Source organism: Blastomonas ursincola, assembly GCF_013607875.1.
Lineage (GTDB): Bacteria > Pseudomonadota > Alphaproteobacteria > Sphingomonadales > Sphingomonadaceae > Blastomonas > Blastomonas ursincola.
Genome location: NZ_VDES01000001.1, coordinates 1,082,635 through 1,098,062 on the forward strand (window position 1 = coordinate 1,082,635; position 15,428 = coordinate 1,098,062).

Sequence of the window (15,428 nt, forward strand, 5' to 3'; positions counted from 1 at the left end):
CTCAGACGCAGCCCAATGAGGAGAGTGACCATGGCCGATGCCGTCTATCCCGTGCCCGCCGACTGGGCCGCCAACGCGCTGATCACCGCGCCGGTGTACGAAGAGCGCTACCGCAATTCGATCGAGCAGCCCGACGCCTTCTGGCGCGAGGAAGCGCAGCGGATCGACTGGATCAGGCCGTTCACCAGGGTCAGCGAGGCGAGCTTTCACGAGGCCGATTTCGGTATCAGCTGGTTCGCCGACGGCACGCTCAACCTCGCTGCCAACTGCCTCGACCGGCACCTGGCCGAACGCGGCGAGCAGGTCGCGATCCTGTGGGAGCCCGACAGCCCCAACGAGGCGTCGCGCGCGATCACCTATCGCGAATTGCACGAGCAGGTCTGCCGCTTCGCCAACCTGCTCAAGGCACAAGGCGTGCGCAAGGGCGAGCGCGTGACGCTGTACCTGCCGATGGTGCCCGAGGCCGCGGTCGCGATGCTTGCCTGCGCGCGCATCGGCGCGATCCACTCGGTGGTGTTCGCCGGCTTCTCGCCCGAGGCGCTGGCCGGGCGCATTCAGGATTGCGATAGCCGCATCGTCGTCACCGCCGATGAAGGGCTGCGCGGCGGCAAGAAGGTTCCATTGAAGGCCAATGTCGATGCCGCGCTCGGCCATCATTGCGAGGCCGTGGATACCGTCATCGTGCTGAAGCGCACCGGCGCGGACGTGCCGATGACGCCAGGCCGCGACATCGACTGGGCGCTGGGCGTCGCTGGCCAGTCCGCCGATTGCCCGGCAGAGGAAATGGGCGCGGAGGACCCGCTGTTCATCCTCTATACCTCGGGCTCGACCGGCAAGCCCAAGGGCGTGCTGCACACCACCGGCGGCTACAGCGTCTGGGCCTCGATGACCTTCCAATATGTCTTCGACTATCGCCCCGGCCAGATCTACTGGTGCGCCGCCGATGTCGGCTGGGTCACCGGGCACAGCTATGTCGTCTATGCGCCGCTGATGACCGGCGCGACGACGGTGATGTTCGAAGGCGTGCCGACCTGGCCCGATCCTTCGCGCTTCTGGCAGATCGTCGACAAGTTCGGCGTCGAGATTTTCTACGGCGCACCCACTGCCCTTCGCGCGCTGATGCGCGAGGGCGACGACTGGGTCACGAAGACCAGCCGCAAGTCGCTGCGCCTGCTCGGATCGGTCGGCGAGCCGATCAATCCCGAGGCCTGGGAATGGTATCACCGCGTCGTCGGCGAGGGCCGTTGCCCGATCGTCGACACCTGGTGGCAGACCGAGACGGGCGCGTGCATGATGACCCCGCTGCCCGGCGCGCATGCGCTCAAGCCCGGTTCGGCCGCCAAGCCGATGTTCGGGGTCAAGCCGCTGCTGCTCGACAATGAGGGCCAGGTCATCGAGGGCGCGGGCGAAGGCTGTCTGGTGATCGATCGCAGCTGGCCGGGCCAGATGCGCACCGTCTGGGGCGATCACGAGCGCTTCTTCCAGACCTATTTCACCACCTTCAAGGGCCTGTATTTCACCGGCGACGGCTGCAGGCGCGACAAGGATGGCTATTACTGGATCACCGGCCGTATCGACGACGTCATCAACGTCTCGGGCCATCGCATGGGCACCGCAGAGGTCGAGAGCGCGCTGGTCGCGCATCCCAAGGTGGCCGAGGCCGCGGTGGTCGGCATGCCGCACGCGGTCAAGGGCCAGGGCATCTATGCGTTCGTCACCACCAATGTCGAGGTCGAGCCCGACGAGCAACTGCGCCGCGATCTGGTGCAATGGGTGCGCCGCGAGATCGGGCCGATCGCGACGCCCGACATCATCCAGTTCACCCCCGCGCTGCCCAAGACCCGCTCGGGCAAGATCATGCGCCGCATCCTCCGCAAGATCGGCGAGAACGACCTGTCGAACCTCGGCGATATCTCGACGCTTGCCGATCCGCAGGTTGTCGAGCATCTTGTCGCGGGCAGACCGCAAATGGCAGATGCGACATAGAAACGATCCTGATCGCGGATGACCACCCGCTGTTCCGCCAGGCGCTGATCCTGGCGGTCAGCCGGGTCGCTCCGCAGGCGCAGATTCTGGAGACCGGAACGCTGGCCGCAGCGGCCGCCGCCGCCAGCACCGCGCAAGGGCTGCGCCTCATCCTGCTCGACCTGAAGATGCCGGGCGCAATGGGCTATTCGGGCATTGCCATGCTCCATGCCGAGCGACCCGAGGTGCCGATCCTGGTCGTCTCCAGCGCGGAAGGCGCGGCAGTGGCGGAAGAGGCGCGACAGCTCGGCGCGGTCGGCTTCCTCTCCAAGGACAGCGATCTCGGTACGATCGAGGCCGCGATCGCCCGCGCACTGGGCGGCCGCGCACCTGCTGCTGCCGCATCGAACGCGCCGGAACCACTGCCGCAGGACGTCGCGGGCCTCACCCCCACCCAGCTGCGCGTGCTGCGCGAGGTGATCGACGGCAAGCTCAACAAGCAGATCGCGCACGACCTCGCGATGAGCGAGGCGACGGTCAAGGCGCACATGACCACGATCATGCGCAAGCTGGGCGTGCAGAACCGCACCCAGGCCGCACTGGTCGCCCGCTCGCTAGGGCTCGACCTCAAGCACTAGGCGGGTTCGCGCGCGCCTGCAGCGACATTGGCGAGGAAACCGCCGATCAGCTCCGCCCCCGCCGGCTTGGCGATCAGCACCACGCCCATGCTCGCTGCGCGCCGTGCCAGCGCGGGCGAACCCTGCGCGGTGACGAGCGCAGCAGGCAGGCCCGGATGCTTCTCGCGCAGCGCAGCAATCAGCACGAGCCCGTCGATCGATGCGCCGAGCTGATAGTCGACCAGCGCTGCATCGAACGGCCCCGGCTCGGCCAAAGCTGCCTCCGGACCATCAGCCCCGTGCGGATCGTGTCCCAGCAGGGCGAGCAGGCTGGTGGTGCCCTCGACGATCAGCGGATCGTTGTCGATCACCAGCACCTTGAGCGCGCGATCGGGCCAGATGGCGGGCGCGGGGCGAGCCCCGATCTTCGGCGCTTCGCCCCCTCCGGCGGCGGGCAGCGACAGGCTGAACCGGCTGCCCCTGCCCGGCACCGACTTCACCTCGATTACCCCGCCGAGCAGCCGTGCGATCCGCTCGGACAGCGCAAGACCCAGCCCCAGCCCCTCGGCCTCGACCGTGCCAAGCCGGGTGAATTCGGCGAAGATCGCCTCGATCTGGTCTTCGGCAATGCCGACCCCGGTATCGATGATGTCGATGCGGATGCGGCTGCCGCGTCGCCGCGTGCCGACCAGAACCCCGCCTTCGGGCGTGTAGCGCAGCGCGTTGGACAGGAAGTTCTGCAGGATCGAGCGCAGCAGCCCCGGATCGGTATGGACATGCCCGAAGAGCGCGCCGGTGCGCAGCGAAAGCACCTTGTCCTCGGCCATCGGCGCGAAGCTTTCGACCAGATCGGTGAGGAACGGTTGCAGCGCCACCGGCTCGGGGCTCGGCTCCACCCCGCCGGCATCGAGCCGGCTGATATCGAGCAGCGCACGGATCAACCCATCGGCCGCGCCGATCGCGCTGTCGATCCGCTGGGCGAGCTGCTGCGTGCCCGGCTCGGCATCACGGGTCAGCGCGGCGGTGAACAGCCGCGCGGCGTGGAGCGGCTGAAGCAGGTCGTGGCTCGCGGCGGCGAGGAAGCGCGTCTTGTCTCGCGTCGCCTGGGCGAGCTGGCGGTTGGCGCTGCTCAGTTCCTGCGTGCGGTCGGCGACACGCTGCTCCAGCTCGGCCAGGGTGCGTTCGAGCTCGTCGCGCATCTGCGCTTCGGCGGTGATGTCGGTGAAGCTGGTGACATAGCCGCCACCCGGCATCGGCCCGCCCACGGTCTTGATGACGCGCCCGTCCTTGCGCTGCCGCTCGAAGCTGTGCGGCTGGCCGCGGCGCATGTGCATCAGCCGTTTGGCGACATGATGCTCGATATCCTCGGAGCCGAAATCGCCGAGCCGGGCATTGTAGCGGATCAGGTCCGCGATCGGCGTGCCCACGCGCACCAGGCCGGGCGGATAGCCGAATATGTCGAGATACTGGCTGTTCCACGCGACCAGGTTCATCTCGGCATCGACCACGCTGATTCCCGCATCGACATTCTCGAACGTGGCGGCGAGCAGCTCGCGCGAGAAGCGCAGCGACTGGCCGCGCTCGCCGAGCAGGCGCGTCACATCGGCAAGGCTCATCTGGCTGCCCGCCAGCGCCGAGGCGACCAGCGCGCGCGCCGACGATGCGCCGACGACGCGCGCGATCAGATCCCGCGCGCGCTGCGCGGCGGCGCGGTTGATCGGCACGCCGGGGGCGGCATCGGGAAATTCGGAGCTCGCCCGCTCGGTGCCGACAAAGCTGGCGGTCAGCCGCGCGAGATCGTCGAGATCGCTGATCTTCTGCGCGCCGCGCAGCTGCCACAGCAGCGGGCGTCCCTGCACCTTGCGCGCCGCGACCAGGCTATAGGCGACAAGATTGCACCCCAGGCTCCACGCCACGCCATGCACGAGCGGCGAGGCATTGCCGATGCCGAACAGCCGCATCGGATCGGCGAATGTCCCTTCCAGCACCGCCAGCCAGGCATCGGGCAGGATCGGCGGCAGCGCCAGCGTATAGAGCCACAAGCCAAAGCCGATCGACAGGCTGACCCGCGCCGCCAGCGCATCGCGCCCGCCGCCCTGCGTCGCGAGGATCAGGTGCGGGGTGAACTGCGCCATCGCGGCGAAGGCAACCAGCCCGATCGAGGCCAGGGTGTTTTCCGCCGGGATCAGCAGCGCCCAGGCGAGCGAGGCGGCGACGATGCCGAGGATCGAGGCGCGCCGCACGCGGAGCATCCGCCGCCCGAACGCGCCTTCCGCCGCATCCGAGCGGTCGCGCTGCAGCAGCGCGGGGAAGATCAGGTCGTTCGAGACCATGGTGGCAAGCGCGGTGGAATCGACGATCACCATCGATGCCGCCGCGCTGATCCCGCCGATCAGCGCGAGCACGAGCACCCCGCCATTGCCCGCCAGCGCGGGAATCTGCAGCACGTACAGATCGGCACCGGTATCCACTTGCACCAGGCTGGCACCGGCGAGCGCGATCGGCAGCGCCATGATCGCCATCACCGCAAGATAGGCAGCCAAGCCGAAGCGCGCGCGGTGCAGCGCGCCTGCATCCTGCGCCTCGACCAGCCCCATATAGAATTGCCGGGGCAGCGCGACGATCGCCATCAGCGAAATGAGAAAGATCACCGCGAACTCGACCGATAGTCGTTCGGGCCGGAAATTCTCCGCGATCAGTGTCGTGCCGCGATCGACGGCATCGGCATCTGCACCGGCGAGCAACACCACGGCCACCGCCGCGACCGCGGTGAGCGCAATGATCTTGATCACCGATTCGAGCCCGATCGCATAGACCAGCCCCTCGCTGCGCCCGGCCAGCTCGTAGCGGCGCGCGCCGAACAGGATCGCGAACAGCGCCAGCAGCACCGCCGCGCCGATCATCGCCGCATCGGCCATTGGCCTGCCCGAAGCGAGCGAAAGCGCGCCGCCGATCGAGCGGAATTGCAGCGCGACATAGGGGATGGTGCCGACCAGCGCGATCAGCGTCACCAGCCGCGCGACGCCATTGTCGTGCCCGAAGCGCGCGGCGATGAAATCGGAAACGGTGGTCGCCTGCTCTTCCGCCACGGCCTGGGCCAGCCGCCTGAGGAAGCGCGGGGCGAACAGCAACAGGCAGATCGGCGCGAGATAGATCGGCAGGTAGAACCAGCCATCGCGCACGATCGAACCGACCGCGCCATAAAAGGTCCAGCTCGAGCAATAGACGCCGAGCGCCAGCGTATAGGCGAGTTGTCTGAGCCAGGGCCGCCGTTCCGCCTCGCCCGCGCGCCGCTCGACAAAGGCCGCCACCGCAAACAGCAGCAGGATGACCGCAAGCCCGATCAATGCCGCCGACGGCAGGCTCATAAGCTCCCGCGCTCCTCCCCCGGCCCGACAGGGCTCGTGAGGCTTAGTCTATGTCAGGGGCGCAAGCCCGGTCAATCGCGCCCGACGAACAGCTCCGCCATCGCATCGATGATCGCATCACGGTCGAGCCGGTAGGTGCGGTAGAGGTCGGGCAGGTCGCCGGTCTGGCCGAACCGGTCGGTGCCCAAGGGGCTGACGCGCTGGCCGCGCACGCCGCCGAGCCACGAGAGCGCGGCGGGCGAACCGTCGAGCACGGTGACCAGACCTGCGCTGGGCGAGAGCTGGCCGAGCAGCCGGGCGACATGGCTCTGGCCGCCGGGGGTGCCGGTCCAGCGCGCCGACCTGTGCGCCGACCAGTCGCGGTGCAGCCGGTCGGGCGAGGTGACGGCGAGCAGGCCGAGGCCGGGAATGTCGTCCTTCAGCGCCTCCCAGGCGGCGAGCGCCTCGGGCGCGACCGCGCCGCAATAGGCGATCGCGGCCTCTGCCCCCGGCGCGGGCTCGCGGAGCCAATAGGCTCCCGCAAGCGCATCCGCCTCCCAGGCGTCGTCCACGCGGGCGACCTGTTCGATGACGCGGGTGGTGAGCCTGAGATAGACCGACGCGCCGTCCTGCGCCTGCATGTGCCGGAACGCGAAGCCCATCATCAGCGCGACCTCGTCGGCGAACGCCGGCTCGAAGCTTTCCAGCCCCGGCTGGCCCATGCCGATCAGCGGGGTGTTGATCGACTGGTGCGCGCCGCCCTCGCCCGCCAGCGTGATGCCCGAGGGCGTGCCGACCAGCAGGAATCGCGAATCCTGATAGCAACCGTAATTGAGCGCATCGAGCCCGCGCGCGATGAACGGATCATAGACCGTGCCCACCGGCATCAGCCGCGTGCCGAAATGCGGTGCCGAAAGGCCCAGGGCGGCGAGCGCGAGGAAGAAATTGTTCTCCGCGATGCCGAGCTCGATATGCTGGCCCGCCTGGTGCGCCGCCCATTTCTGCGCCGAGGGGATCTTCACGCGCTGGAACACATCGGCCAGCTCCTGACGGCGGAACAGCCCGCGCTGGTTGACGAACGCGCCGAGGTTCGTTGTCTGCGTGACATCGGGCGCGGTGGTGACCAGCCGGTCGGCAAGCGGCGCGTCCGACTTGGCGAGATCGTGAAGGATCTTGCCGAACGCTCCTTGCGTCGATTGCTCCGCGCCCTCGGGCACCGGCAGCCGATCGGGCAGCGGGATCGCTGGCGCGGCATGCTCTGCCTGTTTGCGCGCGATCGGGCTGTCCGCGACGAAGGCCTGGAGCGCGCTGGCGAGATTGTCGCCAAGCCCCGCCCATTTGCCCCATTCCTCGCCCGGCGCGATGCCGAGGGCCTCGCGGAAGCCCTCGATCTGCGCGCCGTTCATCATGCCCGAATGGTTGTCCTTGTGCCCGGCGAGCGGAAGGCCATAGCCCTTGACGGTATAGGCGATCAGCAGCGTCGGGCGCTCGTCATCCATGCTGTCGAACGCGTCGAGCAAAGTCTCGATGCAGTGGCCGCCCAGATTGGTCATCAGCTGCGCGAGGCCCGCATCGTCGAACGAGCCGATCAGTTCGGCCACACCGCGCTTCTTGCCGATATCGTGCATCAGCCGCTCGCGCCAGGCCGCGCCGCCCAGATAGGTGAGTGCCGCAAAATCGGCATTGGGACAGGTCTCGATCCAGTCCTCCAGCGCCTTGCCGCCGGGGCGCTGGAACGCCGCGCGCTGCAGCTTGCCGTGCTTCAAGGTCACGACGCGCCAGCCGCAGGTCTCGAATATGTCGTCGAAGCGGCGGAACATGCGGTCCGCCGTGGTGGCATCGAGTGACTGGCGGTTATAGTCGACGATCCACCAGCAATTGCGCAGGTCGTGCTTGTAGCCCTCGATCAGGCATTCGTAGATATTGCCCTCGTCGAGCTCGGCATCGCCCATCAGCGCGATCATCCGCCCCGCCTGCTCCTCGCGCAGCTGGCCGTGCGCGATCAGATAATCCTGCACCAGCGACGAAAACGCGGTGATCGCGACGCCCAGGCCCACCGATCCGGTGGAGAAATCGACCGGGATGCTGTCCTTGGTGCGCGAAGGATAGCTCTGCACCCCGCCGAGCCCGCGAAACCGCTCCATCTTCTCGCGCGTCTGTTCGTCGAGCAGATAATGGATCGCGTGCAGCACGGGTCCGGCATGCGGCTTCACCGCCACCTTGTCCTGCGGGCGCAACGCGTGGAAATAGAGCGCAGCCATGATCGCGGTCATCGAGGCGCAGCTGGCCTGGTGCCCGCCGACCTTGAGCCCGTCGCGCTTTTCGCGGATGTTGTTGGCATTGTGGATCATCCACGAGGAGAGCCAGCGCAGCCGCTGCTCGATCTCGGTGAGCAGCCGGACGGTCTCGGCGCGGCTTTCGGTGGTTACGGTATCGATGACCATGGGGGCCTCTGCGTCAAATCGGGGGGAATCGTGCTTTCCCCCATGCCCGAAAGCCATGAGTGTCATCCAGCATTTTCGTGCGGCGGGCGCCAATGCGGAAACGCCGCCGGTTGAACCCCCCGCGGCTAGCTGCTAGCTGCGCGGCGGACTCGCCGGGGTCGCCTGCGCGCGGCCCGATCTCGCCTCTTGCCGCAAGGACAGCTTATGGTCCCCCGTTATGCCCGCCCGCAAATGACTGCCATCTGGGAGCCGGAAGCCAAGTTTCGCATCTGGTTCGAGATCGAGGCGCACGCCACCGACGCGCTCGCCGAAATCGGCGTGGTGCCCAAGTCCGCCGCCAAGGCGCTCTGGGCCTGGTGGGCGACCAACCCGGCGATCGATGTTGCCGCGATCGACGCGATCGAGGCGGTGACCAAGCACGACGTCATAGCCTTCCTCACCTGGGTGGCGGAGCAGGTCGGCGACGAGGCGCGCTTCATGCACCAGGGCATGACCAGCTCGGACGTGCTCGACACCTGCCTCGCCGTCCAGCTCGCGCGCGCGACCGACATCCTGCTCGCGGACATGGACGCGCTGCTCGAAGCGATCGAGCGCCGCGCGATGGAGCACAAGTACACGCCGACCATCGGCCGCAGCCACGGCATTCATGGTGAGCCGACCACCTTCGGCCTCAAGCTCGCCCAGGCCTATGCCGAATTCGACCGTTGCCGCGCTCGCCTCAAGGCCGCGCGCGCGGAAATCGCGACCTGCGCGATTTCGGGCGCGATCGGCACCTTCGCGAATATCGACCCGCGCGTCGAGGCGCATGTCGCCAAGAAGCTGGGCCTGGCGCTCGAGCCCGTCTCGACCCAGGTCATCCCGCGCGACCGTCATGCGATGTATTTCGCGACCCTCGGCGTCATCGCTTCGTCGATCGAGCGGCTGGCGACCGAAATCCGCCATTTGCAGCGCACCGAGGTGCTCGAGGCCGAGGAATATTTCTCGCCCGGCCAGAAGGGTTCGTCGGCCATGCCGCACAAGCGCAATCCGGTACTGACCGAGAACCTGACCGGCCTTGCGCGCATGGTGCGCAGCGCGACCATCCCGGCGATGGAAAATGTCGCCTTGTGGCACGAGCGCGATATCTCGCACAGCTCGGTCGAGCGCTATATCGGCCCCGATGCGACGATCACGCTCGACTTCGCCCTCGCGCGGCTCACCGGCGTGGTCGACAAGCTGCTCGTCTACCCTGAACGGATGCAGAAGAATCTCGACAAGATGGGCGGGCTTGTCCACTCGCAGCGCGTGCTGCTGGCGCTGACCCAGGCGGGCGTGAGCCGCGAGGACGCCTATCGCCTGGTCCAGCGCAACGCGATGAAGGTGTGGGAAGCGGACGGCGCGCTGTCGCTGCTCGACCTGCTCAAGGGCGATGCAGAGGTCACCGCGGCGCTGTCGCCGGAAGAGATCGAGGAGAAGTTCAACCTCGATTATCACTTCAAGCATGTCGACACGATCTTCGCACGCGTTTTCGGCTGAACATCGAGGGGCGTAACGCCCCCACGGCATCGGACGAACCGCGATGGCCGGGCTGCGCGCCCGGCGTCAGGAGGTTCGTCGATGGTCCGTGCAGTGTCTTATGGTGTGAGCGCGCCACTGACAGTGGCCTTTCATGCCGGTTCGCAGGGCGAATGGCGGGTGGTGCGGCAAACGACCCGGATCGGCGGGGAGCTGCCGGTTGCCGCGCGCATCGGCACCGGCAGTCCCGTGGACACGCCGCTGTGGACGCTGACCGGCTTCACCTCGAACCTGCGCTATACCACGGCCTCCGAACGCCAGCGTCTCGATGCCCGCTCGGCACCGCTGGGGCGCAGCGAAGCACGCATGGCGGCGCTGATCCCGATCCGCAAGTCTGCCGCCTGGTGGGCGATGGCGCAGGACGAGCGGCGCGCGGTCTATGAGCGCTCGGGCCACACCCCCATTGGCCTCGGCTATCTGCCCGGCATCGCGCGCCGCCTGCATCACTGCCGCGACCTTGGCGAACCGTTCGACTTCCTCACCTGGTTCGAGTTCGAACCCGAGCTGGAAGGCGAGTTCGACGATCTGCTCGCGCGGCTGCGCATCACCGAGGAATGGCGCTATATCGATCGCGAGATCGACATCCGGCTAATCCGCACCGACTGACCGGGCCATTGTCCGCTGGGACAGCGGACTGGCCAAGCCGCAATTATCCTCCTATGCTGGCCGTCGACCGCCGGGACGCGGGCTGGCTTGAGGGAGAATGCGCTTGAGGGAGACTGGGCGGTCATGCAGTTTCTGAAGACACTTGTGCTCATCATGATCGCGGTGGTGTTCGTCGTGTTCGCCTATAACAACTGGCAGGCGGTGACGGTGGACCTGTGGGGCGGGCTGGAGCTGGTGACCAAGCTGCCGGTGCTGCTGCTGCTCACGTTCCTGGCAGGTGTACTGCCCGCATGGGCCTATCATCGCACCGCGATGTGGCGGCTGAAGCGCAGGCTGGCAACGCTGGAGGCGAACCAGGCGCGCACGGCAGCGACACCTGTGGCAGCACCGGCACCGTCGCCAGCCACGGAATTTGCAGACCATGCCGAGCCTGAACCGGTATTGCGGTCGGTCTGAAGGATCATAATAGGGGCCCGTTTTCCATCATGTCCAATCCCATCTATCTCGCGGTCGATCTTCCCGATCTGGCCCGCGCCACCGCTCTGGTGCAGCAGGTGCGCAGCCATATCGGCGGGGTGAAGCTGGGGCTGGAATTCTTCTGCGCGCATGGCCATCACGGCGTGCACGAGATCGCGAAGATCGGCTTGCCGATCTTTCTCGACCTCAAGCTGCACGACATCCCCAACACTGTCGCGGCAGCGATGCAGGCGATCCATGTGCTCGAACCCGCGATCGTGACGATCCATGCCGCAGGAGGTCGCGCCATGATGGAGGACGCCAAGGCCGCCGCCGGAACGAACACGAAGGTCGTCGCGGTCACGATGCTCACCAGCCTCGACGACAATGACATTTCGCGGATCGGCTATTCGGGCAGCGCGCACGACAATGTGCTGCGGCTTGCCGAGCTGGCGCACGAGGCCGGGCTCGACGGCATCGTCTGTTCGGGCCAGGAGGTCGGCGCGGTGCGGCAGCAATGGCGCGACGGCTTTTTCGTCGTCCCCGGCGTGCGCCCCGCCAGCGCCGCGATGGGCGACCAGAAGCGCGCCGTCACCCCGCGCCAGGCGCGCGATGCAGGCGCATCGGTGCTGGTCATAGGCCGTCCGATCGCCCGCGCCGAAGACCCTGACCAGGCCGCACGCGATATCATGGCGACATTGTAGAATATCCCCCATATTACCGTCACCCCCGCGAAGGCGGGGGTCCCGCTTTTGCGCCAGGTAGCAGCAAAGCGGGATTCCCGCGTTCGCGGGAATGACGAGACACGGGAAACGAAGGTAACATGACAACCCTCATCAAGATCTGCGGGCTTTCCACCGAAGCGGCGATCGATACCGCCGCGCGCGAGGGCGCGACGCATATCGGGCTCGTCCATTTCGAGAAGAGCCCGCGCCATGTCACGCTCGAACAGGCCGCCGAGCTGCGTCGCCGCACGCCTTCCCATGTCAAGGTCGTGCTGCTGCTGGTCAACGCCTCGCCAGAGCTGACGCAGCGCGCGCAGCGCACCGTACGGCCCGATGTCATCCAGTTCCACGGATCGGAAAAGCCCGAATGGCTGCGGATCGTGAAGCAGCACATGCCGGTCGAAGCGTGGAAGGCGCTGGGATTGCGCAGTGCAGACACGCTGACCAATGCCCGCAGGTTCGATGGCAGCGCCGACCGGTTGCTGTTCGATGCCCCAGCCCAGGCGCTGCCCGGCGGAAACGGATCGGTGGTCGACTGGTCGCTGCTGGTGGGCCATCATCACGCCCTGCCCTGGGGGCTGGCAGGCGGGCTCAACCCCGATAACGTGCGCGAAGCACTGGCCGCGACCCAGGCCCCGCTGGTCGATGTCTCCTCGGGCGTGGAAAGCGCGCCGGGAGTCAAAGATATGGACAAGATCGCCCGCTTTTGCCAAGCGGTTCGCGACCATGACCAACACCGCAACCCAGCTTAACAGCTATCGCAATCAACCCGACGCACAGGGCCATTTCGGCCAGTTCGGCGGGCGCTATGTTGCCGAAACCCTGATGCCCCTGGTGCTCGATCTGGAGAAGCACTATCGGGCCGCGAAAGCCGATCCCGCGTTCCAGGCGCAGTTCGACGACCTGCTCGAACATTATGTCGGAAGGCCCAGCCCGCTCTATTATGCCGAGCGGCTGACCGAGGAACTGCGCAAGGCCGCCCCCGAGGGTAAGGGCGCACAGGTCTGGTTCAAGCGCGACGAACTGAACCATACCGGCGCGCACAAGATCAACAACTGCATCGGCCAGATCCTGCTCGCGATGCGCATGGGCAAGACGCGGATCATCGCCGAGACCGGCGCGGGCCAGCACGGCGTCGCCACCGCGACCGTCTGCGCCCGCTTCGGCCTGCCTTGCGTGATCTATATGGGCGCAACCGATGTCGCGCGGCAGCAGCCCAATGTGTTCCGCATGAAGCTGCTCGGCGCGGAGGTCGTACCGGTGACCAGCGGCGCCGCGACGCTCAAGGATGCGATGAACGAGGGGCTGCGCGACTGGGTCGCGAACGTCCACGACACCTTCTACATCATCGGCACCGCCGCCGGCCCGCACCCCTATCCCGAACTGGTCCGCGATTTCCAGAGCGTGATCGGCAAGGAAGCGCGCGAACAGATGCTGGCGCGCACCGGCCGCCTGCCCGACCTGCTGGTCGCGGCGATCGGCGGCGGATCGAACGCGCTCGGGCTGTTCCACCCGTTCCTCGACGACCAGGTCAAGATGCTCGGCGTCGAGGCGGCAGGCTATGGCCTCGATGGCGACCAGCATGCTGCCAGCCTGCTCGGCGGCTTTCCCGGCATCCTGCACGGCAACAAGACCTATCTGCTGCAGGACGAGGACGGCCAGATCACCGAGGGCCATTCGATCAGTGCGGGCCTCGATTATCCCGGCATCGGCCCCGAACATGCCTGGCTCAAGGACATGGGCCGCGTCGAATATACCGCGATCACCGATGACGAGGCGCTGGACGCCTTCCAGCTGCTCTGCCGCACCGAGGGGATCATCCCCGCGCTGGAGCCCAGCCACGCCATCGCGGCGGTCGCCAAGGTCGCCGCGACCATGGACCGCGACCAGATCATCCTCGCCAACCTGTGCGGCCGCGGCGACAAGGACATCTTCACCGTGGCGGACAAGCTGGGAGTGGAGATGTGAGCGCGCGCCTCGCTAACGCCTTCCCCGCCGACCGCGCGGCGCTGGTGTGCTTCGTCACCGCGGGCGATCCCACACCCGCCGCCACGCCCGCGATCCTCGACGCGCTGGTCGAGGGCGGCGCGGATGTGATCGAGCTGGGCATGCCGTTCACCGATCCGATGGCCGATGGCCCCGCGATCCAGGCGGCGAACCTGCGCTCGCTGGCAGCTGGCACGAAAACCGCCGACATCTTGGCAATCGCGACCGATTTCCGTAGCCGCCACCCGAACGTACCGCTGGTGCTGATGGGCTATGCCAACCCGATGACCCGGCGCGGTCCCGAATGGTTTGCCGAGGCCTGCGCATCCGCCGGCGTCGATGGCGTCATCTGCGTCGATATTCCGGCGGAGGAAGACGCGGCGCTTGGCCCGGCGCTGCGCGCCAAGGGCATCGCGCCGATCCGGCTCGCGACGCCGACCACCGATGCCGCGCGGTTGCCCGCCGTGCTCAAAGGCGCGGGCGGGTTCCTCTATTATGTCTCGGTCGCCGGGATCACCGGCAAGCAGCAGGCGGCGCAGGCGAGCATCGAGGAAGCGGTGACGCGGCTCAAGGCCTCGACCGACCTGCCCGTCGCCGTGGGCTTTGGCGTGCGCACGCCGCAGCAGGCCGCCGCCATCGCGCGCGTCGCCGATGGCGTCGTCGTCGGCAGCGCGATCGTCGACATTGTTGCGCAGCATGGCAGCGATGCTGCGGCGCCGGTGCGCGACTATATCCGCAGCCTCAGCACCGCCATCGCCGCCGCCCGCCAAACCACGAACGCCTGACAGGAGCATCCCCCATGAGCTGGTTCAGCCGTGTCCGCAATTCCATCCCGCTGATCGCCAAGCGCGACACCACGCCCGACAATCTCTGGCACAAGTGCAAGGCTTGCGGCGAAATGGTGTTCGCCAAGGAATTCGAGGACAATCTGTCGGTCTGCCCGAAATGCGGCCATCACGAACGCATCGGCGCACAGGCGCGCTTTGCGATGCTGTTCGACGACAAGATCTGGGAAGAGCTGCCCGCACCGGTGGTCAAGGAAGACCCGCTCAAGTTCCGCGACAGCAAGAAATATGTCGACCGCATCAAGGCCGCGCGCGCGGCGGGCACCGCCACCGACGCGTTGACCAATGCGCTGGGCCGCATCCAGGGGCACAAGGCGGTAGTCGGCGTGCAGGATTTCGCCTTCATGGGCGGATCGATGGGCATGGCGGTGGGCGAGGCGTTCATCCGCGGCACCGAGCGCGCGATTGCCGAGAAATGCCCCTATGTCATCTTCACCGCAGCAGGCGGCGCGCGCATGCAGGAGGGCATCCTCTCGCTGATGCAGATGCCGCGCAGCACCGTGGCGATCAGCCGCCTGCACGCGGCGGGCCTGCCCTATATCGTCGTACTGACCGATCCGACCACCGGCGGCGTTACCGCCAGCTACGCGATGCTCGGCGACATCCAGATGGCCGAGCCCAATGCGCTGATCGGCTTTGCCGGGCAGCGGGTGATCGAGCAGACGATCCGCGAAAAGCTGCCCGAAGGCTTCCAGCGCTCCGAATATCTGCTCGAGCACGGGATGCTCGACATGGTGGTCGAGCGCAAGGACCTGCGCGAACGACTGGGCAGCGTGATCGACTATCTGATGGCGGCCAAGGCGGCGGCGTGACCCAAAAGCCCCTCCCCTTCAGGGGAGGGGTTGGGGTGGGGCCCGGATTGCGCCTTACGCCCTGGGGGGGG

Annotated in this window: 12 protein-coding genes; 10 read left to right on the plus strand and 2 right to left on the minus strand. The window is 67.4% G+C overall.

What is annotated here, in order from left to right:
* Positions 1–30: 30 nt before the first annotated feature.
* Both acs and FG486_RS05055 read left to right on the plus strand, forming a co-directional pair.
* Positions 31–1,986 (plus strand): acetate--CoA ligase, encoded by a 1,956-nt coding sequence (acs, locus tag FG486_RS05050; RefSeq protein ID WP_181266668.1) that lies wholly within the window; start codon positions 31–33, stop codon positions 1,984–1,986.
* Positions 1,983–2,603 carry a LuxR C-terminal-related transcriptional regulator gene (locus FG486_RS05055; protein WP_181266884.1) on the plus strand — a complete coding sequence of 207 codons (621 nt, stop codon included), beginning with the start codon at positions 1,983–1,985 and terminating at the stop codon, positions 2,601–2,603. The genes acs and FG486_RS05055 overlap by 4 nt, the downstream gene beginning before the upstream one ends.
* On the opposite strand, the gene FG486_RS05060 is transcribed toward FG486_RS05055, so the two are convergent.
* Positions 2,600–5,950, minus strand: coding sequence for a hybrid sensor histidine kinase/response regulator (locus FG486_RS05060; protein ID WP_181266669.1), 3,351 nt, complete (start codon positions 5,948–5,950; stop codon positions 2,600–2,602). The two genes, FG486_RS05055 and FG486_RS05060, sit on opposite strands and share 4 nt — an antisense overlap.
* Positions 5,951–6,021: 71 nt before the next feature.
* Positions 6,022–8,373 (minus strand): transketolase, encoded by a 2,352-nt coding sequence (locus tag FG486_RS05065; RefSeq protein ID WP_181266670.1) that lies wholly within the window; start codon positions 8,371–8,373, stop codon positions 6,022–6,024.
* A 204-nt stretch (positions 8,374–8,577) separates the two neighbouring features.
* Here FG486_RS05065 and purB point away from each other — a divergent pair, with 204 nt between their 5' ends.
* From purB to accD, 8 genes are all read left to right on the plus strand, one after another.
* Positions 8,578–9,888, plus strand: a complete 1,311-nt coding sequence (gene purB / locus FG486_RS05070) for an adenylosuccinate lyase (protein ID WP_066284330.1) — start codon at positions 8,578–8,580, stop codon at positions 9,886–9,888.
* A gap of 81 nt (positions 9,889–9,969) precedes the next feature.
* Positions 9,970–10,533 (plus strand): chlorite dismutase family protein, encoded by a 564-nt coding sequence (locus FG486_RS05075; protein WP_181266671.1) that lies wholly within the window; start codon positions 9,970–9,972, stop codon positions 10,531–10,533.
* Positions 10,534–10,656: 123 nt separating this feature from the next.
* Positions 10,657–10,989, plus strand: a complete 333-nt coding sequence (locus FG486_RS05080; protein ID WP_181266672.1) for a hypothetical protein — start codon at positions 10,657–10,659, stop codon at positions 10,987–10,989.
* Positions 10,990–11,018: 29 nt separating this feature from the next.
* On the plus strand, positions 11,019–11,693 hold the full coding sequence (gene pyrF, locus FG486_RS05085; RefSeq protein ID WP_181266673.1) for an orotidine-5'-phosphate decarboxylase: 675 nt from the start codon (positions 11,019–11,021) through the stop codon (positions 11,691–11,693).
* A gap of 119 nt (positions 11,694–11,812) precedes the next feature.
* On the plus strand, positions 11,813–12,466 hold the full coding sequence (locus FG486_RS05090; protein WP_181266674.1) for a phosphoribosylanthranilate isomerase: 654 nt from the start codon (positions 11,813–11,815) through the stop codon (positions 12,464–12,466).
* Complete coding sequence (trpB, locus tag FG486_RS05095) at positions 12,441–13,682, plus strand: tryptophan synthase subunit beta (RefSeq protein ID WP_181266675.1); 1,242 nt, start codon at positions 12,441–12,443, stop codon at positions 13,680–13,682. The genes FG486_RS05090 and trpB overlap by 26 nt, the downstream gene beginning before the upstream one ends.
* Positions 13,679–14,485, plus strand: a complete 807-nt coding sequence (trpA, locus tag FG486_RS05100; protein WP_181266676.1) for a tryptophan synthase subunit alpha — start codon at positions 13,679–13,681, stop codon at positions 14,483–14,485. Before trpB ends, trpA begins: the two co-directional genes overlap by 4 nt.
* 14 nt (positions 14,486–14,499) lie before the next feature.
* Positions 14,500–15,357 (plus strand): acetyl-CoA carboxylase, carboxyltransferase subunit beta, encoded by an 858-nt coding sequence (gene accD / locus FG486_RS05105; protein WP_066284317.1) that lies wholly within the window; start codon positions 14,500–14,502, stop codon positions 15,355–15,357.
* Positions 15,358–15,428: the final 71 nt, after the last annotated feature.